The organism is Lujinxingia litoralis (genome assembly GCF_003260125.1).
Taxonomy (GTDB): Bacteria; Myxococcota_A; Bradymonadia; order Bradymonadales; family Bradymonadaceae; genus Lujinxingia; species Lujinxingia litoralis.
Genome location: NZ_QHKO01000011.1, coordinates 87,372 through 109,698, shown reverse-complemented (window position 1 = coordinate 109,698; position 22,327 = coordinate 87,372). Strand labels below are relative to the sequence as shown.

At 65.8% G+C, this 22,327-nt stretch carries 11 protein-coding genes; 4 read left to right on the top strand and 7 right to left on the bottom strand.

Annotation, left to right across the window (positions count from 1 at the left end):
• Window positions 1–173: 173 nt before the first annotated feature.
• Window positions 174–2,186 carry a hypothetical protein gene (locus tag DL240_RS17495; protein ID WP_111731193.1) on the top strand — a complete coding sequence of 671 codons (2,013 nt, stop codon included), beginning with the start codon at window positions 174–176 and terminating at the stop codon, window positions 2,184–2,186.
• A 20-nt stretch (window positions 2,187–2,206) separates the two neighbouring features.
• Here DL240_RS17495 and recD2 read toward each other — a convergent pair whose 3' ends face one another.
• Window positions 2,207–4,390 carry an SF1B family DNA helicase RecD2 gene (gene recD2 / locus DL240_RS17490; protein WP_199589856.1) on the bottom strand — a complete coding sequence of 728 codons (2,184 nt, stop codon included), beginning with the start codon at window positions 4,388–4,390 and terminating at the stop codon, window positions 2,207–2,209.
• 194 nt (window positions 4,391–4,584) lie between these two features.
• Between recD2 and DL240_RS17485 the strand changes: the two genes are divergently transcribed.
• Window positions 4,585–5,010, top strand: coding sequence for an NUDIX hydrolase (locus DL240_RS17485; protein ID WP_111731192.1), 426 nt, complete (start codon window positions 4,585–4,587; stop codon window positions 5,008–5,010).
• A gap of 56 nt (window positions 5,011–5,066) precedes the next feature.
• Here the strand turns inward: DL240_RS17485 and DL240_RS17480 are convergent, their stop codons facing one another.
• The 4 genes from DL240_RS17480 to DL240_RS17460 form a co-directional block, all read right to left on the bottom strand.
• Window positions 5,067–6,170 carry a DUF2914 domain-containing protein gene (locus DL240_RS17480; RefSeq protein ID WP_233497086.1) on the bottom strand — a complete coding sequence of 368 codons (1,104 nt, stop codon included), beginning with the start codon at window positions 6,168–6,170 and terminating at the stop codon, window positions 5,067–5,069.
• 379 nt (window positions 6,171–6,549) lie between these two features.
• The gene (gene pepF, locus DL240_RS17470; RefSeq protein ID WP_111731189.1) at window positions 6,550–8,421 is read right to left on the bottom strand and encodes an oligoendopeptidase F; all 1,872 of its coding nucleotides are present in this window, start codon (window positions 8,419–8,421) and stop codon (window positions 6,550–6,552) included.
• 83 nt (window positions 8,422–8,504) lie between these two features.
• Window positions 8,505–11,507, bottom strand: a complete 3,003-nt coding sequence (locus DL240_RS17465) for a YncE family protein (RefSeq protein WP_111731188.1) — start codon at window positions 11,505–11,507, stop codon at window positions 8,505–8,507.
• A gap of 37 nt (window positions 11,508–11,544) precedes the next feature.
• Entirely contained in the window at window positions 11,545–11,808 is a 264-nt protein-coding gene (locus DL240_RS17460; RefSeq protein WP_111731187.1) for a hypothetical protein, read from the bottom strand.
• A 132-nt stretch (window positions 11,809–11,940) separates the two neighbouring features.
• On the opposite strand from DL240_RS17460, the gene DL240_RS17455 reads away from it, so the two are divergent.
• Entirely contained in the window at window positions 11,941–13,839 is a 1,899-nt protein-coding gene (locus DL240_RS17455; protein ID WP_111731186.1) for a hybrid sensor histidine kinase/response regulator, read from the top strand.
• A 208-nt stretch (window positions 13,840–14,047) separates the two neighbouring features.
• Here the strand turns inward: DL240_RS17455 and dusB are convergent, their stop codons facing one another.
• Window positions 14,048–15,166: a tRNA dihydrouridine synthase DusB gene (gene dusB, locus DL240_RS17450; protein WP_111731185.1), complete on the bottom strand. Its 1,119-nt coding sequence runs from the start codon at window positions 15,164–15,166 to the stop codon at window positions 14,048–14,050.
• Between the two features lie 484 nt (window positions 15,167–15,650).
• Window positions 15,651–16,862 carry a helix-turn-helix domain-containing protein gene (locus tag DL240_RS17445; protein ID WP_146618387.1) on the bottom strand — a complete coding sequence of 404 codons (1,212 nt, stop codon included), beginning with the start codon at window positions 16,860–16,862 and terminating at the stop codon, window positions 15,651–15,653.
• Window positions 16,863–17,104: 242 nt separating this feature from the next.
• Here DL240_RS17445 and DL240_RS17440 point away from each other — a divergent pair, with 242 nt between their 5' ends.
• Window positions 17,105–22,309, top strand: coding sequence for a dickkopf-related protein (locus DL240_RS17440; protein WP_111731183.1), 5,205 nt, complete (start codon window positions 17,105–17,107; stop codon window positions 22,307–22,309).
• Window positions 22,310–22,327 lie beyond the last annotated feature (18 nt).

The window sequence follows — 22,327 nt, the reverse complement described above, 5'->3', positions numbered from 1 at the left end:
GCCATCTTCTACCGGGGCGTTTGGAGGGGGACTCCGGGCGCTTACGTTTTCTTAATGTTCGGGAGCACTTAGACCCGGACCCGGCAGTCATCCGCAGCGCGCAGGTTTGGGATGGATGGGATCAAAGAGACCTGCGCGTTCATCCGCGACGTTATGAAGTGAGGAGTGCAGGTATGAACGCTATCCGGCAACAAAAGCTGCTGCGCACCGCGGCCTACCTGGCCGCCGCGCTCGGGTTGACGCTGAGCGCTCCGCTGAGCGCCCAGGAACGCCCCGATACCGACTCGCCCAATCACTACGCTCAGTACCCGCCGGCCGATCAGCCCTCGGGTTCTGACTCCACCGGCACCGCGCCGGATCAGGCCCAGCCCACCACGCCCTCTCAGGGCGAGGAGCAGGCCCAGGCCGCGCCCAGCGTCGATGAAGATGTGCGGGCCTTTACCGAATTCGTTGACAGCGAAGCCCCCTACAACCCCGACGAGGAGTTGACCCAGAAGGACATGGATAAGGGCATCGCCAAATACATCGAAGATGGCTCCAAGCACTTCAGTGATGCCCTGGCCACCCTGATCCCCGAGGAGAACAAGGTCCTCAAAGATCGCCACGACTCCTGGAAGCGGCGCCTGGGCAAGCTCGGCGACTACAAAAAAGATGACTACTCCCAGCAGGCCCACGATATCCTGATGGAAAGCGCCCAGCTGCTGACCGCCGTGCAACTCGATGCCTATCCCGGTCAGGCTCAAGGCGCCAATCGACTCATGGAGATCGCCCAGAACATCGATCCCCAGGCCAACATCGCCGACCAGCAGGAAGGCTTCCAGAACTACCTCCGCCAGGCCTCCATGGTGGTCGAAGAGATGGCCCTCTCCCGCAGCGGGGAGACCAGCGCCTTGACCCCGCAGCTGGTGCCGGCCTCCTACCCCCTGCTCGCACAGGACACCACCGAGCAGCAAGAAAACCAGGGCGAAGACTCCATGTTCGACTGGGTGCCCGGGGTCGGAGAAGATGAGCCCAAGGCCTCGGCCGATAAGTTCAGCACCTTCATTCAGAAGACCGAAAACGAGGGCATCTCCAACCACGGGGAGTACGTCCGCGAGGGCGTCGATAAGATGGACAAGGCCATCTCCGAGCTCATCCCCGATGATAATCAGGTGCTCAACGACGAGCATAAGCGCCTGAGCGACCAGCGCCGGGAGCTCGACGATACCGAAAAAGACAACTACGTCGAGATGGTGCGCACCGCGTTCTACGACCGCGCCATGCTCCTGACTGCCATCCAGCAGGCCGAGTTCCCCGAGCATCAGGCCAGCGTCCAGGCCCTGCGCCAGGCCGCCGAAATGCTCAATATCAATGAGGGGCTGGCCTCGCAGGACGCCGCGCTCAACGCCTATTTCTCCACGGCTTCGGACACCATCTCTTCGATGGCCGACTCCATGCAGGACGCCCGGGCCTCGGCCGAAGAGTACGAGGGCGCGCCCCCGGTCAACGACTCCTTCGAGGAGCCGATGATGATGGAAGATGAGATGGCCTACGACGAGGAGCTCGGTCGGATGGACGAGGACATGGCCATGGAAGATCGTATGATGGAGGAGCAGGCCATTGAGGATGAGATGGCCTCTGAAGACATCGACAAGATGGAGATGGGCGCCGAGGCCCAGCGGCCGCGCACCGGGGAGATGGAGGAGAACATCGGCGGCGGCCCGGCACTTACTCCCGAGGTCCAGGCCTACGTCGACTTTGTCGCCATGACTGGCGAGATCGACATGAGCCTGCAGCCCGACCGGGTGGCCGTGGAAGGGATGCGCCTGCTCGACGGCGCGCTCTCCAGCTTCATCGAATCGGGCCAGCAGGACATTGAGGATATGCGCGTGGACTTGACCGACAGCATCGACAAGCTCGAGGAGGATCGCCAGGACCAGGAGGCCTTTACCAGCACCCTGAACATGGGGCTGGAGAAGAGCGTCAACCTCTTTTCCGGCATCCAGCAGAACACTTTTCCCGAGACGCTGCCGCAAGTGAATCAAGTTGAGATGGCATCCAAGAGGTTCAATAAAGACACCCCTGTGGAGGAGCAGACCGACGCGCTTTTGAGCTTCTTTGAGGCCAGCCGCGACGCAGTCCAGGCCATGGACACCCAACGCCGGGGCGCTCAAGCCCTGCTTATCGAGCGGGGGCTCTTCTTCTAAGCTCCGCTCGAGCTGATGCCTTAGACCGATTCGCCTCGGAGGCGCCGCGCCAGCTGCGTGTAGCGCTCCGAGGCCCGGTCGTTTTTAAGCGCCAGCCGCACGGCCTCCTCGCTGCCGACCACCACCACCAGCTCCCGCGCGCGCGTCACCGCGGTGTAGAGCAGGTTGCGCTGCAACATCACGTAGTGCTGAGTCGACATGGGCAGCACGACCGCCCGGTACTCCGAGCCCTGACTCTTGTGCACCGTGATAGCGTAGGCGAGCACCAGCTCATCGAGGTTTGCGCGATCGTAGCTGACCTCGCGCTCATCAAAACGCACCGTGAGCGTGTTCTCCTCGGCATGAAGCGCCACCACCTGCCCGACATCTCCGTTGAAGACCTCGGCCTCATAGTTGTTGCGGGTCTGCATCACTCGGTCGCCCTCACAGAAGCGGCGATGCCCCCGCACCAGTTCGGGCTTTCCTTGATGAAAGGCCCGCTGCAGCGCTTCGTTGAGTTTTGAGCAGCCCACCTCACCGCGGTGCATCGGCGCCAGAATCTGCACGTCCTGAAGGGGGTCGAGCCCAAAGGCCCGGGGCATGCGCTCGGTGACCAGCTCCACGATTCGCGCGTGGGCCTGCTTCGGGTCTTCGGCGTTGATCGTATAAAAATCAACCAACTCACCGGGCTTTCGCGCCGGCACCACCGGCATCTTCCCGGCGTTGATGCGGTGCGCGTTGACCACAATCGTCGACGCCTCCGCCTGACGGAAGATCTCGGTGAGACGCGTGACCCCGGCGATACCGCTGTCGATCACGTCGCGCAAGACCTGGCCGGGCCCCACACTGGGGAGCTGATCGATATCCCCCACCAGCGCCAGACAGGCCGTCGCGGGCAGCGCTGCGGCCAGCGCCGCCAGCAGCCAGGTATCGACCATCGAGGCCTCATCCACGATGAGCAGGTCCGTCTCCAGCGGGCGCTCCTCATCGCGCTGAAACCCACCGGCCTGAAAGCTGTACTCCAGCAGCCGGTGCACGGTGGTGGCCCCTCGGGCGGTGGTTTCACCCAGGCGCCGGGCGGCGCGGCCGGTGGGCGCGGCCAGAGTCACCCGCCAGCCCTGGCGTTCGGCCAGCTCGCAGATCGCCCGGACGATGGTGGTCTTCCCCGTGCCCGGCCCCCCGGTGATCACGGCGAGTTTATGCTCAAAAACCGAACGCACCGCGCGGCGCTGGGCTTCGGCCAGCGCCACTCCCAGCTCGCGCTCCACCTGGGCCAGCGCCGCGTCCTCCGGGCGTCCCGTCAGCCCGGGAGACTGAGCCAGCCGGCGAAGCCGGCGCGCGGCGCGCTCCTCCACCCGCAACGCCCCGGCGGCGTACACCCGGGTCTCTCCCCCGGGGCTGGCCTCCACACTCACACGCTCCTCCTGGCGAAGCGACTCCAGCGCATCGGCCAGCAGGTGCTCCCCAACTCCCAGAAGTTCGGCGGCACGCGGGCGCAGAAGTTCCCAGGGCAGGTACATATGCCCCTCCCCCGAAGCTTCGCCCAGGGTATGCAGAAGTCCGGCGCGCAGGCGCGACAGGTCGCCTGGCAGCACCCCGGCCTGCATCGCGATGCGATCGGCGCTCTTAAAGCCGATGCCGAAGATCGCCTCCGAGAGCGCGTAAGGATTCTGCTGAATCACCTCCACAGCCTGCGCGCCAAACGTGCGGTAGATCCGCACGGCGTTGGCGTTGGAGACCCCGTGGGATCGCAAGAACACCATGATCTTATGAACCAGGCGCCCCTCTTCCCACGACGCCGTGATGCGTGCGGCGCGTTTTTTCCCGATCCCCTCAACCTCTTGCACCCGCTCCGGCGCCGCGTCCAGGATCTCCAGCGTCGAGGCGCCAAAATGGGCCACGATGCGCCGGGCCAGGGTGGGACCAATCCCCTCGATCAGATCGCTGGCCAGGTAGCGCTCCACCCCCTCACGGGTCGCGGGCAGCACGGCCTCAATACGCTCAATGGCAAACTGCCGGCCGTAACGGACATCCTCGCGCCAGCGCCCCCAGACCTCTACCGACTCCCCGGGGCGTGTGGCCAAAATGTTGCCCACCAGCGTGACCGGCACCACGCGATCGGGCACCAGCAAATCGCATACGGCAAACTGACCGTCGTCGCTGGCAAAGCGCACCCGTTTGAGCTCGCCGCGCAGCCGCTCCAGCCCTTCGGAGTCGCTTCTCAAAGCGCACCTCCGAGGTCATGTTCGACGTGCGGGGAGAAATAAATTTCCCCCCTCGCTGGAAGATCGCATCGTGGTACCATGTTTACCCTTCGTAACGGCAGCATTGTTGCTGTACCGTTTCGAGATGGTTCCGTAGTCCCCGCGCCTGAGTCAACCACCTCGGCGTGGCGGTACATTTGAATTCGAGGATTCTCATGAGTTCAGCCTGGGCTCTAATCGAGGATCGCGGAGAGCTTCTTTTCATCCGCCGCGCCTTCAAGGTTGGTCGTGGCGGCCAATGGTGCCCTCCCGGGGGCACGATCTGGCGTAACGAGTGGCCCGAGGTGGCCTGCGTGCGCGAAGCCTTTGAGGAAACCGGTCTTCGCGTCACCGTAGAACGCCCCATCGCCGTCTTTGAGTCGGCGCACTACTTCGTATGTCGGCTCAACGGCTCCCGCGACCAACTTAACCTGCGCGCCCGAGAGTGCATCGACTACCGGTGGGTCTCCCCCACCGAGCTCCTGCGCATCGGCACGATTATGGATCTGCGCAGAATCATCCCCATCCTGGAGCTCGGCGGCTACCGCATCCCCGACGTGCCCCGGGGGTTGGTGACCGCGATCCCCAAAAAAATCTACTGAGTTTCACGTCTCATCGTTGCGCCGCGTAGCCTTACGCGGCGCAACGCGTTTGAACCTCAGAGCGAACGGGGCTCCATCCGGAGTGCGTCGCGCTCATCCTGAGAGATCTCGCGGACGCCAAAGGTCTCATAGCCGAGCACCGCCCCGCCTTTCAGGGCCGTTTCCACACGCCACTGCCCGTCAGGAAGGTTCTTTTTGCGCGAATAAAAGCGCCAGCCTTCCTTACGACCGCCGCGAATCGCGATCGGAATGACGTCGGTGGTCTCCCAGCCCTCATCCGTCCGTCGCCGCCAGCGATGCTCCAGCTGAGCCGTGGCCTGCGGCGGCGCCGAGACCGCCACCACCACCGTCACCGGCTCGCCAGGCCCCCGCAGCACCTCTGGCGAGGTGACCCCGACCTTCTCCAACAACCCGGGCCGCTCTGCCATCACCTGATAGAGCCCCTGACTCTTCTCAAAGTCCACGCCCACCACGGCGCCCTCGGTCACCAGCGGCACCGGCGGAATCACCCCCAGCGGATAGAGCACCCCCAGCACCAGCGCAAAACTCGCTGTGGGCGCCAGCGTGCGCCAGCCCCGCGCCCCCAGAAGCCGGCGCGCTCCCAGCACCCAGCCCATCCCCAGCACCAGGCTCAGGTAAAACCACAGCGCTCGCACACTCCCCAGCGCGTAGGGCAGGAGGAAGTTGAGCAGCATCACCGCGCTTGCCCCGTAAATCCCCCACAGTAACTCAAACTGCTGACGCGCCCGACTGGAGAACTCGTTCCAGACCATGGCCGCAAAAAGCACCAGCACAATCAGCATGGTGATCAGCTGCCCGGCGCTGCGGAAGTAGAGCACGACCAGCGCGCTGAAGAGCGCCCCGAGCGCGAAGTGCAGCGCCAGGCTCGCGCCACGCTTCACCTTCTCGTGCGTAACATGTGTGAGCACTCCGAAACATACCGGAATCAACAGCACGTAGATGCAGACCAGCGCCAACGCTTTCAAGTCGACATCGCGCCCGAGCGTCCAGGCATCCAGGCCAAAGCCGCCGACAAAGAGGCTCATCGGCGCCCAACGCTGCACCGCATCGCTCTGCAAAGTCTGGCGCACAACTCCCAGGGGGCCCGCCGGCGCTGACGCGCCGACTGGCTCCTGCGGGCTCCCCTCACCTTCGTTCACTTCGTTCAACGCGTCCTGCTCACTCAACCCTGGTTCACCCTCATTCCGGACGCGGCAGCCGCGGCCGACAACCCCGGCTCAGCAACGCGCCTTGCAACGGTTTTTCTCGTGGGCACAGACGCTGGCGCCCTTGCCTTTGCCTCGACCTCGACCACGTCCCCGCCCGACACGGCCGGTCCGGCTCTCACGGCACTCATGAAAACGTGCCTGACAGCGATCTTTACACACCTTCGGCGATTCCAACCGCTGGCTACGACGGCCCGTGTCCTCTTCAAGCACAATCGTCATGCAGGCGCTCAAGCTCAGCGCCCCCATCACCACCAGTCCCATCAACGCGTGTTTCATCGTCGCTCCCTACGTCTGAGGTCTGAGCCGAAGCTCAGCTCAGTCGCTGAAGCTCCGCCTCCAACATACCCACCAACTCATCCATGCGGCGAGTGACCGCGCGCACGGTATCGGCATCGCGAAGGTCGACGCCGGCCTTCTGCAATTGATTCATCGGGTGGTCATTTCCACCACTCGACAAGAGTTCCAGATAACGGGCCTGCGTGGCCTGACGCTCCGCCTGATCTTCGCTGAGCAACCCGGCCACGATCTTCGCCGACGAAGCGTAACAGGTGGCGTACTGATAGACGTAGTACGGAGAGTTAAAGAAATGTGGAATGCGCGCCCAGGTCACCTTGTAGAGCTCGTCAATGGTCAGCGCGTCGCCGTAATACGCCTTCATCTTCTCCATGTAGAGGGCGTCCAGACGCTCCGCGGTCATCGGCTCGCCACGCTCGGCCATGCGATGCGCCTCCAGCTCGTAGTCCGCAAAAAGCGCCTGAGAGTAGAAGGTGCCCGCAATTCCGCTGATCGCCTGCTGGAGCAAAAAGGCTCGCCGGGCCGGGTCCTCGGTCTGCTTGAGCAGGTGATCGAGCAAAAGCGCCTCATTGGTCGTTGAGGCCACCTCCGCCACAAAGATCGTGTAGCTCGACGTTGCAAAAGGCTGGGCCTCACACGAGAGCACGGTATGCAGCGTATGCCCGAGCTCATGGGTCAGCGTGAACACGTCGTCGAGCGTGTCGGTGTAGTTCAGCAGCATGTAGGGGTGCACCCCGTAGACCCCCGCAGAGTAGGCGCCGCTGCGCTTGCCCTCCGTCTCATAAACGTCGATCCAACCGCCTCCCAACGCCTCGCCGAGCAGCTCCTGATAACGCTCGCCAAGAGGGGCCACCGACTCAATGAGCACCTCGCGCGCCCCGTCGTAGGTGTAGACCTCGTCGGATTCCAGCAGCGGAATCGAGCCGTCGTAGAGGTGGTACTCCTTAAGCCCCAGCACCTCCTTGCGCAGACGGTGGTACCGACGCAGCGGCTCCGCGCCCTCGCGGGCGGCCTCGATCAACGTCTCCAACACCGACACCGGCACGTTATCATCATCCAGCGCCGCCTCAGCCGTGCTGCTGTAGTTGCGCGACTGCGCCTGGGCCCAGTCCCGCTGGCAGATGCTGTTGTAGAGCGAGGCAAAGGTGTTTCGCTTGGCCTCAAAGATCGAGTACATCGCCTCAAACGCCTTGCGGCGATCGTCCTGATCGCGACGGGTGTGCAACAGGTTGGAGTACTCCCCGTAGCTCACCACCACCTCGTCGCCATCGGAGAGCGTCACGGTGTTGAAGCTCACATCGGCCGTGGTCAACGAGCGGTAGATCTCCGCCGGCGCCGAGCGAAAACGGCTGCCCAGCGCCAGGATCTTCTCCCCTCCCTCGTCCAGCACATGCTCCTGAGCCCGGTAGGCTTCCAGAATCGGGAAGCGATAGGGCGAAAGCTCCGCTTCCTCCTCCAGCCACTGCTCCATGGTGGACTGCTCAATCTCCAGGAGCTCCGGCGTAAACCACGCCGCGCGCGAACCGTACTCGGCAAAGAGCTGCTGTACCTCTTGGAGACGAGCCTGCACCTCGTTATCGCGCTGATCCAAATCGTACTGCAGCTGCGGATAACGGTAGAGCTTGTAGGAGATCATCCCGATGGTGTCCTGCAAGCGGTAGGCCTGAAGCACCTTCTCGGCGCCCTGGGCCAGCTGACCGCGCAGCTCCACAAAGCGATCCATCTCTTCCCGGATCGTTCGCATATCGGCCTCCCAGGCCGACCAGTCGCCGTAAATATCGTTGAGATCCCACTTGTAGCGCGCATCGATCTGCGCGCGATCGCGGGTCCGGGGGCGCGCGCCTTCAACGTCATCGTCAAAATAGGTCGGGAAGCTCAGATCGATCATGGTGTCTCCAGGTAGCGTTCATTTCGGGGGGCGACAGCGCGCGCTCTTAAGCGCGGCGCCCCGCCTTTCGGTCATTTCAAGATTTAGAAGTCGTTGCCAAAACTTAAGCCAACAAGATGCGTCTGGCGACGATCATCGGTGAGCCACTTCGCATACTGATAGCGCAACGACATCGGCAGCACCCAGACATAAAACTTCGCGTCCACGCTGGCCCCGCTCGCCGCGTGTGGCTGACCATCGTCTAAGATCGCCACGCTGGCAAAGGCCTCCAGATTCAACTGCGAGAAAAATGCCGAGGGCAAAAAGCCCAGCATCGCCGCCGGCCCCCGGTCCACGATGATGGGGTAGCGGTAGTTCAGGTCGCCCAGCGTCGCCCGAGCCCCGGTAAACGCCACGCCCTCAAAGCCCCGCAGCGGCTCCACAAACGCCACCTGCGGGGGCAGACGCGCATCGGCCGGGACCGAATCCTCCACCGGCTGCGAGGAGTAAAGCGGCGCGAGGTTGCCAAAACCGCCCACCCGCAACACGCCTTCGGCCGGGTCCACTCCCAAAAGCTGACGGTGGCGCGCCGAAAAACGCAACCGATGGCGCTTCGATAGCGGCAATGGCGAGTGGAGCTCCAGCTCGGCGCGCAGATCCCCCAGATCGAGATCCGAGCCCAGCGCCTCTCCGTAATACGCCCCGGCCCCGCTCAACCCGAAGAGCCACTGCGTACCGCCATACGCCGTGCCGCGCCCGGCACGATAGGCCGTCGCCAGCCGAGGCCCCACCAGACGGCGCTGGTCGCGAGCCTCTCCCTCACGATCCAGGCGATGCTCCAGCGCCGTAAAACTCAGCGCCAGCGGCAGGTCGTAAAAGCTGCGTTGCGCCTGCACCGACGCCTGCCGATTCCATTGCTCCACCCGCGTCAGCTCCACACTGCCCACCGACGCCTGTTCCCCGTAGACCTGACGATCGGAGCTGGCCGAGACCGACCAGTAGAGCGGCGCGAGCTGCGTGTTCACATACGCGGCGCTGCCCACAAACCAGCCGTTGACCACGTCGTACGCGCCGCTGAGTGCCCAGTTATGAAAGCCCAGCTCATCCCGACCGCTCATCGCCAGACCGAGCCGGCCGTTGATCGGCCCCAGGTCCTGCCGCTCCGCCTCAGGCAAAAGCCCGGTCACCGCGCCCAGCTGCACGATCGGCAGGCGCAGCCGGGGGATGAAGAGCCCCTCCCAGGCCCGATACGCCCGGTCCGAGCGCACCTCGACGGCGTCGAGCGCGCGGTAGCCCCGCACCTCCTCCGCTCCGCCTGCATCGCTCCAGGCCAGCGCATCACCGAGCCCGGCTGCCCCCCTCCCACGCGCGGCCTCCACCGCCGACTCCGACACCCGATCCAACGCCCAACCCCACCCCTCGCGGTTCAAGAAACGCAGCGCCCCATCGGCCCCCGGCCGCGGACTCTGCGCGATGTAAGGCGCCTGAGTCAGCCGCACCGAGGCCCGCGTCGGACCCACCTCAAACACATCCACCCGCTCGCCATAGGCCGCCGAGACCCAGAGCCGGTCCTCGGCCACCCAGTACGCATCGTACACCGGCGCGTGCGCCTCCCCCGTGCTCAGCGTGCGCAACACCCGGCCGCTGGCCAGATCCAGCACCGCCACCCGCCAGCGCTCATCCTCCATCAAGGTCAGCGACACCCGTCGGCCCGAGGGCGACACCCGCAGATGGGCCACAAACGCCCCGGGCGCCAGCCGGAAGAGCTCCCGATCGCCGGCGGCATCCGCCAGATCGATGCGCTCCACCACCACTTCGTCCCCGTCGGCCCGGGCCAGCACGTAGCCCCGGCCATCCGGCATCACATCCCCGCTGATGCCCATCACCTCGTCGCGCACGCGCTCCAGGCGGTTGCTCGCCACATCCAGGCGCATCAACGCGCTCCGGGGCGCGCTCACCCCCAGGTCGCGCACCAAAAAGTAGAGCGTTTGGCCGTCATCGCTCAGCCGCAGCGCGTCCACGCTACTGCCCGCCACCACCTCGCGCCCGGGCAACACATCCGGGAGTTCGCGACGCAAGATCCGCCCCCCGTCGGCCTCAAAGACCTCCAGGGCCGCCCGCTCATCCACCCCGCTCACATAGGTCGCCCACCGCCCCGCGGGGCTCACCTCCAACTGCGCGTTACGCCCCAGCCAGCGCTCCCGCTCCTGCCCCAACGCCCGCTGGCGCGGCGGATACTTCTGGCGCATCGCCACTTCAAACTCATCGAGGAGCCCGCCCAGACTCTTGCCGTACACCCACCAAAAACGCGTGGTCACCCCGATCGGAAACACCAACGCGCTCCCCTGCAGATCGATCAGCTCCCAGATCTTTTCTTCGCCATAGCGCTCGATCAAAAACCCCACAAAATGCGAGCCCACCAGGTACTGCCCCCCGTAGGAGACCTCGCGATCAAACACGCTGAGACGCCCCCCATCGAGATGCCCCTGGTGAATCCCCGCCACAAAGGCGTTCTCCCACAGCGGCGAACCGTGACGCCCCACGTCGTCCACCAGCTTGCTCTCGTAATAGGTCGCCAGCCCCTCAAACACCCACGAGTCCAGCCCGCTATGCGGCGTCACGTAGGGGCCAAAGAGGCGATTGAGCACGCCAAACACCCCGTGCACCTGCGCCATATGCACCCAGTGCACCATCTCGTGGCAGCCCACCGCCGGCATGCTCGGCGTAAACCCGAACCCCGCAAACGCCCCGCTGGTCAACGAGGTGGGCAACACCATATGCGGCCCGTTGCCCGGGCCAAAACTCACGTAGGCGTTGTTGAACTCCACCTCCGGCAAAAAAATCGGGACCTTCGTCCAGGGCCCGGGGCGCTCGGTCTTGGTGTTCAACTCAACCAGGCAATGCTCCAGCTGCGCGGCGATGCGCGCCGTCTCCTCGCGGCGATGCTCCGGGTAGTAGAGGCGCAGATGCGCGGTCTCCATGCGCCGCATCTCCTCGTGCGCAAACGACTGCTGCACCTCCGGGCTAAAGCGCGGACCACTGCTCACCGCACAGCCGGCGGCCATCGCCACCACCGCCCCCACCATCACCGCTCGCCAGAGGCTCATCCCGGCCCCGACCCCTACGCCTCGATCCTTCAAAGGCTCACCTCACTCGCAGATAGTCACAGATCAACCCGCGCTCTTCCTCGCTCAAAGGCGCCTGCCCCTCCATGGCCACCGCCTCGTCGAGCGCCTGCTCAAAGACCTCCTGCCCCACCAGCTCCCGCGCCCCGGGCAGGCGCGCCACCGCTCGCAACAGGCGCTCGCGTCGCTCCTCGCCGATCTGGCGAAAGCGCCGATCGCGCATCAACCACTCCATCTTCTGGGGACTCGCCAGATAACGCGCGTTTTCGGGTGTTTCTACCATGGTGCTTCCCTCCGTATTGCCCCGGTCCACTCCGGCGTCACTCTTCGGGCTGACAGCCCTCAATTCGACTGCTAGACTCCGTCGCGCCCTGGCGACTTACCCCATCTGCGGGATAATTCTGGAGTTCTCCGTATGAACCGTTTTCCCAGCCTCCTGGTCTACGGCCCCTGCCCGGAGATCGACGCCAACGACTTGAGCGTCGACTGTGTACGCCCCGATCAGGTCGACGCCCGCGACTCGCTCTCGGTGAACCTGCGGCATCATCGCCTGGCCATCATCGACGGCGCGCTGCCTGATGCCCTACACCATATCACGACGCTGCGCACCCTCGCCCCGGGCTGCGCCACGCTCCTGCTGGCCGAGCCCGACGACCACGCCCTGATCCGCGCCGCCCTGGATCTGGGCCTTGGCGATGTGCTGGTGCGCACCGACAACCCGGACACCAACCGCATCCTGACCGCCCACAAAGTCCGCCGAGCGCTCAACACCTGCCATATTCGACAGCGCCTCCACGACAGCGAGCGACGCTTCTGGAGCCTCTTCGAAGCCGCTCCCATTGGCCTGCAGCTTCTGGGACTGCGCGGTCAGTGCGAACACGCCAACCACACCCTTCAAGAACTCCTGGGCTACTCCCTCGACGAGCTGCGACGCTTCCCCCTGAGCGAACTCCTGGTCGACGACGACGTTCAGATCTGGGAGTCCCTCCTGGCAGAACTGCGCCTGGGCCAACGCGACCTCTACTCGCTGGAGCTCCGCCTGGCCCGCAGCAATGGCGACATCCGCTACGCCAAATTCACCCTCACCCTGCTGCGCGATCCCGGCGGTCAGCCCGAACACGTGCTGGCCATGATCACCGACCTCACAGACCAAAAACGCATCCAGGAAAACCTCCAGCACGCCGACAAAATGCAGGCCATGGGGCGCCTGGCCGGCGGGGTGGCCCACGACTTCAACAACCTGCTCACCATCATCGGCAGCCACTGCTACATCATGCGCGACCTCTCCGGCGACCCGCAGCGCCTGAGCGATAGCGTCGACGCCATCCTCAGCGCCAGCGAGCGCGGCGGTAAACTCACCCGCCAGCTCCTGACCTTTGGCCGCCGCCACGTCCGCGAGTCCAAAGTCCTCGACCTCAACACCCTCCTCGACGAGATGCGCGTGGTCCTGGAGAGCCTCTTCGGCACCAGCGTGCGCCTCAACATCGAGCTCGACCGCTCCCTGCACGAGCTCTTCGCCGATCGCAGCCAGCTGGAACAGGTCATCATGAACCTGGCCATCAACGCCCGTGACGCCATGCCCGAAGGCGGACGCTTCAGCCTGCGCACCTACAACCTGAGCATCGACTCGCCATCCTCGGCCTACCCCCGCGAGCTCACCTCCGGGCCCTACGCCGTGCTCGAAGTCCGCGACACCGGCCAGGGCATGCCCCCCGAGGTCCAGCGCCAGATCTTTGAGCCCTTCTTCACCACCAAAGCCGTCGGCCAGGGCACCGGCCTGGGGCTCTCCACCGTCTACGGCGTCATCACCCAGGATGGCGGCCACATCAGCGTGGAGAGCTCCCCCGACCAGGGCACCACCTTCACCATCTACATGCCCGCGGCCCGCCAGGAAGCCTCCACCCCGGCGCGCCTCCGCCGCGCCCGCCGCGCCACCCCCATCCCCGGCGATGAGACCATCCTTCTGGTCGAAGATGACGACCAGCTCCGCCAGCCGGTGCGCATGCTCCTGGAGCGCAAGGGCTACCACGTGCTCGAAGCCTCCCACGCCGAAGAAGCCCTGGAGCTGAGCCGCACCTACGACGGCCCCATCGACCTTCTCTTGAGCGACGTCATCATGCCCGGCATCGACGGCGTCGCCCTCTCGCGCCATATCACCACCACTCGCCCCGAAACCGCCGTGCTGCTGATGAGCGGCTACACCGCCGACGCCCTGGAGGCCACCGAGGGCCCCGATCCCCCTCGCCTCCTCCAAAAACCCTTCGGGATGGATACGCTGACGCGCACGATCCGCACGATCTTAAAATCCCCCTGAACCCCCACCCCATCTCCCCTCCTCGTCAGGCACCGGTGTTGAGCGCGCACACCTCGCGCTCCCGCACACCCGAGCAGCGCAACGCCCGTTCACTGAACACAAGCGTAGGCTCGCCGCACACACCGGCGAGCCTATCTCCCCACTTTTTTTTGAACGCGCGGGATTCGCCCGCAGACCGGCCCTGACAAAGGCCGCTCGGCGCCCCGGCTCACTCCGCCGGCGCCTTCCCGGCTGCCTCGGCCTCGATCTCGGCCGCCCGCGGGTGACTCTTGGCCCGCAGCTCCGCCTGCCCCTGATTGGCCTCAAGCGCCGCATCGATCGCCTGGCGAATGTCCTCGGCGCTCTCCAGCCCGCTCAATCGCCGGCGCAGCACCAGCTCCCCGGGGGTGCCGCGGTAGTACCAGAGCAGGTGCTTGCGAATCTCCTTGCAGGTGCGCGCCTCCCCAAAGCGCTCCAGATAGAGCTCCACATGGCGCAAGAGCGTCTCCCGCTTCAGCTCGGGCGAAGGCGGCTCGGGAATGGCCTCCCCACGCAAATCGGCGGCGATCTCCCGAAACACCCAGGGGTTGCCCAACGCCCCGCGGGCCACCATCACCGCATCGCAGCCGGTGGCCGAAAACATGCGCCGCGCGCTCACCCAGTCGCAAACATCGCCATTGCCGATCACCGGAATCCCCACCGCCTCTTTCACCGCGGCGATCACACTTAAGTCGGCATGCCCGTCGTACATCGCGCTGCGGGTACGCCCGTGAATCGTCAGAGCCGCCGCCCCGCCGGCCTCCATCGCCCGGGCCACCTCCACCGCGCTGGTGTCCTCCCACCCGGCCCGCATCTTACCGGTCACCGGCACATCCACCGCTTCGCTCATCGCGCTAAAGATCTCCTGCACTCGCCCCACATCCCGCAAGAGCGCCGCCCCGTGCCCGCTGGAGACCACCTTCTTCATCGGGCAGCCCATGTTCAGATCGACCACGTCCGCCCCCAGCTCCACCGCGATCTGCGCCGCCCGCGCCAGCTCCTCGGGACGCTTCCCGTAGATCTGCACACACACCGGCGACTCCCCCTCCACCAGATCCACCATCGACACCGCCATCGGCGCCCGGTGAATCAACCCCACCGCGCTCACCATCTCGGTGGCCACCATCCCCGCCCCCATATCCCGACACACCCGGCGAAATGGCGAGCTGGTCACCGCCGCCATCGGCGAGAGCACCACCGGCGGATCGAGCACCACCCCATGCCCCAGATCCAGCGGAGGGCGCTCCACCGGCCCCGGCACCTCACCGCCCCACCGCTTCGGCGTCAGTTTTTCAAAGGGAATTCCCATCGCTCACCTCGTCTTGGTTGCGTCACCCGGACTCGTCGCGCCTTATAGCGGCCCGCGCCCGCGAGGAAAAGCATACGCCACCCTCACCCGCACCCCACCCCAAACCCTCACGAACTCAAGAAACACCCCCGACCGCCGTACATCACCCTTTCTTACCCAGGAATCGCACCTGTACCGCCGTCCGCAGCCTTTCCCCCCGCATTACCCCAGCTCCGAGTGTCCCAGGGCGGCGCCTGGCAAGGAGGCAGGGATGAAGCTGTAGCAACGCTACTGCGAATCCCTGACGACGCCGCCAGCGTCGTTCTGGGCCGCTCGGCACCCGAGTGTCCCAGGGCGGCGACTTAGCAAGGAGGCAGGGATGAAGCTGTAGCAACGCTACTGCGAATCCCTGACGACGCCGCCAGCGTCGTCCTGGGGCGCTCGGCACCCGAGCGCATTCAGGGCGGCGACTTAGCAAGGAGCCAGGGATGAAGCTGTAGCAACGCTACTGCGAATCCCTGACGACGCAGCCAGCGTCGTCCTGGGGGCGCTCGGCACTCAGGAGTTCTGAACGGACTACCCCCGGAGTCTTGCCGGTCCAGCGTTTGATGGCGCGATTAAAGCTGGAGACCTGCTCGTAGCCCAGGCGCAGCGCGATGTCGGTAAACTCCAGCTGCGGGCTGGCGAGCATCTGGTGGGCGCGAACCTGCCGGACCTCATCGACCAACGCACGAAAGGAGGTGTTGGCCTGACGCAGGTGACGCTGCAGGTTGCGCTCGCTCATGCTCAGGCGACGCGCCACCTCCTCGAGCTGCAGCTGCGGAGCTCCCGGGGCCTCCCGGAGCATCCGACGCACGCGGGCGGCCACATAGGCCTCGCGCTCCAGCCCCACCGCCGCCGGCTCCTGCGCCCCGAGCGCTGCCAGATCCATCGAAATCGGCGACTCCCCCACCCCGAACCACAGCCGAATCAGCGCGTAGCGGTTGGCCACAGCCAGCTTGCGGTAGACCTGCGCGCTTTGGGCCGCCAGCGTCTCCAGGCTGGCTCCGAGCTCCTGGGCGATCGCGTCCTCGTCGCGCTCGCCGGCCAGCAGGCGCACCAACTGGCGCTCCTCCCGAGTCAACGCCTGCTGGCCGGGCAGCATCCCCAGAGAGCGCAGGTAACGCATCATCAAGGGGCGCACGCCCTCGACCGCGGCCACCAACAACGCCGCATCGCCATAATCAAAGGGGCGCCCTCCCCGCTTGCGATCGATGCACAAAAAGAGCTCCGCGCTCTGGTAGGCCGGCATGATCACGGTGATCGCATCGGCGATACCCAGCGCGTCGGCCAGACGCTTCGACGCCGAGTGCTCCCACTGCTGCGGGGTCACGCAGGCCGAATGCGGCACAGCCAGACAGCGAGACCCGGCCGGGACCATCTGCCGATTTACCGGGCAGCCCTCCACATCGGGCTCCGCCTCCTGCCAGGCGCGGAGGATCTGCAAGCGCCGCTCCATATCGTAGCCCGCCGAGCTAAAAAACACCGGCTCGACCGCCTCGCCATCCGCCGACCGACGCTGCGCATAACCCGCCATGCTCACGCCGTCGACCAGCTCCACCAGGCGCATGTTCACGTGCTCCCAGGCCCGCTCCAGGCTCACGCTGCTCAGCGCGTGAATTTCTCGCCAGAGCTCCGCCACTCGCCGCCACTGCTGATCACTTAAGTGTGCTCTCACTGCAATGCTCCCGTTTTTTGCCATGTCTGTGGGCCGGGAGTGTACGACCAATGGCTCTGAAGTTCACGCCCTTCTTACCTCCTTGAACCTCCCGGCGCCCGCCGCGCGCCTTTGGCGCACCGAGACAAAAAGTCTGCGCCTGCGGCAAAGACCCCGCACGCCGCCCGGCGCTAACCTGCGTGCCGAAATGTCGTGAAACTCTGGGTGCGCTGCGGTGGGTCCATGCAATCGATGAGGACGAGATGAACCTTATGAAGAAGTGGTGGTGTGCGAGCGCGATGCTGTGGATGCTCGCGGCCTGTGGTGGTGATGACGGTCAGACACCTCAATCTCCCGATGTGGGGCCCGACGCTGAGGAGGGGATCACGGTCTGTACGCCCGATCTCCAGCGGCTCAACGAGCCCACCGAATGCCTGAGCGACGACATGTGCCCCTGCGGCTCCTTCTGCTCGTTGGGCCTGTGCACCTACGAGTGCACCGCTGACGCCGACTGCGCCGAGGGTCAGGTCTGCGGGCGCTTCGGCACCTGCCGCACCCCGGCCGAGGCCAACGCCATCCTGCCGGTGGCCTCCGCGCCCATCGGCAAGCTCAAGCCTCGCCAGGCCTCCCAGGTACCGGGCCCTGACGCCATCGTCGAGGTCCCGCTGATCGCCGAGACCTCGCTGGACCGCGCCCGTCTGAGCACCCGCGGCGGCGCGCAGGTGCGCTGCCCCGGCGAGGATGAGTTTGTCGACGCGTGCACCCTCTCGGAGCTGGGCCTCCAAGCCGGGGACGAGCTCCGGGTGGCGGTGCGCGTGACCCACCCCGACGCCACCCCCGACGACGCGGTCGCCGAGCTCGTGGTGATCGCCGACAACTCCCGCTACAGCGTCTCCTTGCCCACGCTCACACAGCTCCCCGGGCACCTCTCCCAGGACGACATCGCCGCGATGGCGGCCCCCCTGCAAGGCCGCTACCGCGGCACCCTGCGCCTGGTCGACGCCGGCGCTCGCCAGGGCGACAACCTGCGCAAGACGGCCGCCATCCCCCTGATGCTCGAAGTCAACGCCACCCTCTGGGAGAGCACCCCGGGCCAGGCGATCATTCAGATCGATGACCCCCTCAACGTGCTCAGCGCCGAGGCCGGTGTCATCGGCTCGCTGACCTACGACACCGCTACGGGTCGCGGCTCCGCCGCGCTTCCCATCACGCGCCTGCTCGAATCGACGGTCGCCGGACAGACCTCGGTCATCAACGTAGAGACCACCTCCGCCGAGTTCCTCACCTCCGACGCCCCCCGCACCATCAGCCTGGCCATCGACCAGCAGTACATCGGCAGCGGCGCGACCGCCCCCACCGTCTCCTGGGCCCTGGACATGGTGCGCGTCAGCGATGTCACCGACCCCGCACCCTCTCCTCAGGCCGACGCCAGCCTGGGCTACAACCCGGCGGCGCGCCTGCTCCAGGACACTCCTTATGAAGCGACGCTACGCGAGATCTTAGAGCGCATCCCCGCATCCGATGATCTGGTTAACTTTAAACCCAACAACCTGGCCCCCATTATTCGAGACGAGGCGGGCTTTCCTGGCGAAGGCGTACTTCCTGGCGCTTTCATCGATCAGGGCTTCAACTCGCTCGCCCTACAGTACTACTTCACGTCCCTGTTTGTCGGACCTAATCGCAACATCGGTTATCCCTCCACCCAGGATCTCAGTATCACCCAGAACCGCTGGAACGCGCTTCTGGATACCCACCCCGAAGTTGATGCAGACGAGAATCGGTCGGATCTCATTGAAACCACCGAGTTAGATGAGAGTCTCGGCGGCGGCATCCCCTGCGAGCTCTCCAACATGGAGCTGACGTTCATAGAAAACGGCGTCACCCGCACCAGCCCCACCTACGACGATGACTTCTGTGACACCCTGACCCGAGTCCTGGGCTGCCGGCTCGAAGATGTGGCCGTCGACTTCGACACCGGCCAGGTGACCTTCTCCGAAGGTACTTCAAACGCCCACTCCTACCGCATGTCGGGCTCGGTCTCGCGCACCTGCCGCTTCGCCTACACGCTCCCCTCGGCGGCCGAGACACCCCTCTGCGCCACCCCGCCCCAGACCTACGACCAGGCTGACTGGCAGACCTTCGGCCTCGAAAACAGCCTCGATCCGATCGTCGGTGACCTCAAGTGCCGCGGCTCGGAGTTGGGCATGGCCTTCCCCCTCGACCTCAACGAAAGCGCCACCGGCGCCGAGCTCCTTGATGCCTGCCTCGAAGAGACGCTTGCCCTGGCGGGAGCCCCGACCTCTCTGAATGGACTTGCTGACGGGGAGCTTTTTCACGCGGTGGTCGGCCCGGAGAGCGCGTGTGTCAACGTGCCGCGCGTGCTCATGGCGCTCGCGCTGCAATCCCGCGCACTGCGCCTGGATGCCGATGTTGAGGACTTCGCCATGGGCCCCGAAGGCCTGGCGCACGCCACCGCCGTGACGAGCCGTCTGATGACGCGCTGGATTCAGCTTCATGCCTACTTCGCCAACGAAGCCGACCAGCAGTCGGGCATGGCCGCCGCGCTCAGCGGGGGCACAAACCCGGTGAACACACCCTCGACCGAAGCTCTTTACGAAGCCTCGCTTCAAGGCTGGGATCTTCTCTTCAGCCCGCATGTGATTGCGGCGTTGATGGAAACGAGCGGCGCCGCGCTCCAGCAGCCCGACTACCGCGTGCACCGCTATGGCACCGAGTTTGGCGTCGGCAGCGACCAGAGTGAGCCGGTGGCCAGCGCCATCCTCGATGCCCTGGCGCGCCAGGCCAAAGTCGGCCGCATCCTTCTTGAAGATCGCTATGGCGACACCGTCGAGCGCATCAACGCCCCGGTCGCCGACCTGCTGCCGCGCCTCGTTGTCGCGCAGGCCGTCGCCGCCGACCTGCACCGCCGCGCTCTGACCGCCAACCCCAACCTGCGCTGGAGCGACGCCTACTTCGCCTCGGCCACTCGCGCGAGCAGCGCCACCGGCGAGCTCCTGGGTTACCGCAATGTCTTGCTCAAGGGCGATAACCCCCTGGGCATCGACGACAACGATCTTCCCCTTTACTTCAACCCCGACGGCGCCTCCGGCCCCTCCGGACGCTTTGGCGCCATCAGCGACTTTCTCCTGGGCACCTCCATCGCCACCGACGCCTGGGCCCCGGTCGCCGTCGCCCAGGCCGAGGCCAGCCTGGCCGAGGCCCGCAACTCCTTTGTCGCGCAGCAAGATCGCCGCGTGCGTCAGGCCCATGACAACCGCGACTTCGCCCGCTGGATCGAGGACGTGCGCAATCGCTACGAAGCCACCCTGCGCGACTACTGCGGCCCCCTTGGCGAGAATTACCTGGGCGACCCGAACTTCGACCCGACCTCCTGCTTTATCGCCCCGGCAGACGAGTACCCGGCCTGTGCCATCGACTTCGATCAGTGGTACCGCTTCTGGACCGACGACGACGTGATGGGACGCTTCTGCCTTCATACCGAGTACAACGCCAGCACCCTGACCCAGGACGCCGGCTTCACCGACGAAGACGCCCGCGCCTTCGCCCAGAGCTGCTTTGGCGAGAGCATCGACGAGGGCGAAAGCGCCTCGGTGGGAGCCTGCTCCGGCCAGGGCACGGTCTGCATGATCTGCGACCACGACACCTCGGTCACCGAACTCCCCTTAGAACGCGGTATCCTGGGGCTGACCACCCCCCGCTCCCTCGACGCCTTTATCGGCGACGGGCAAGACGGCACCGACGCATCCGGTGTCCGCCCGGTGATGGCCCACGCCATCAGCAGCTGCCGCGCCGATTTCCCCACCATGAACCTGGAGGTGCCCCTGCCCAACAACCCCCTGGAGGAGCCCGACTGCCTCGTCGGAAGCCTTGGCGAGGCCCACCTGGAGATCGTCGCCGCCACCCGCGACCTGGAGCAGGCCCGCGAGGCCATCGCCGAGCATACCGACGCCTACGACATCGCCATGCGCTCCTGCTGGATCCTGGAGTCAGCCAACGCCCAGCTTCAGACGGCCCGCGAGAACCACCTGGCCAACATGCAGGGCCTGCGCGCGGCCAAGGCCATCGCCGACGGAGTCGCCACCGCCGCCGCCGGCGTCAAAGACTGCGCCTCCACCGTCGCCGGCTCCGATACGAGCAACCCCATCTCCGCCGTCTTCTCCGCCGGTTCCGTCGGGGTCGCCTGCGCCGCCGGCGCCGTCGAAACCGTGGCCAACATCGTGTCCATCGGTCTGGAAACCGGCATGGAAAACGCCCAGCACGAACACGACAACCTGGTCGCCGGGCTGGAGGCCGAGGCCGAGTTTGAGATCTGCGCCAACGACGCCCGCATGGAGCTGGTGAGCCTGCGCACCGCCTCCATCGAGGTGGAGCGCGCCGTCTTCGATCTGCAGCGCGCCCACGCCACGCTCTTCGAGCTCACCCACGCCGCACTCCGTGTCCACGAATCGGGCAACGCCTACTTAGAGCGGGTCGAAAACATGGAAGTCCCCGACGCCTCCGGCGATGTGTGGGTCAACGAAAAGATCACGACCTACGCCCACGACTTCCAGATCGCCAAACGCGCCACCTACCTGGCGGTGCGCGCGGTCGAATACGAGTACCAGGCCTCGCTGGCCGTGCGGCAGGCCGTGTTTGAGGCCCAGACCCCCATGGAACTGCGCCAGAACGTGCTCGAGCAGCTCTGGGCCGACGCCAACACCCGCGGCATCAACGGCTCCATGCCCACCGAGCTCAACACCGTGGTCAGCCTGCGCGACGACATCCTCCAGCTCGGCGACGCCTCGCTCTGGCCCGAGAGCCTGGGGCCGCTCACCCCGGCCGAGCGCTTCCGCATCCTGCTGGCCGATGAGCGTTTCGCCGTCTACGAGGGCGCCACCTACCTGGGCCAGCGCCTCCCCTTTACCCTGGCCCCGCTCGGCGCGCTGGGCTTTGAAACCCGCGGCGTGCCCATCTTCTCGCAGAACGACTGCGCCGAGCGCCTCTGGGCCATCAACGCCTCGGTGCTTGGCCAGAACATCTACCAGGGCTCCGACACCCAGAACGTGCGCCTGGACCTGCTCAAGCGCAACACCTTCTTCAGCCAGTGGTGTGGGGTCCCGGCCGCCGGCCAGCCCTCCTTCCAGATGGCCACCGTCCAGCCCGCCCGCAACCTCTTCCGCGTGCCCGGCGTCGGCGCCGACTTTGGCCAGTCCCAGGGCGGCGGCCGCGGCGTCGAAGATTATAGCCGCGCCCGCATCCAGGCCTTCTTCAACGTCGACCGCGGCGAGTTTGAGGGCGCTGAATACGCCAGCGGCCAGACCGCCGAGCTGGCCGCCCGCGGCCTCTACGGCGATTACGCCCTCTTCATCCCCGCCGATGTCATCAGCCTCGAGGGCGGCAACGGTCTGAACTTCAACGGCATCGACGACATCCTGCTGCGTTTTGATTACGTGTCTGTCGCGCGCTGATCTCCCCGGGTAACTCCG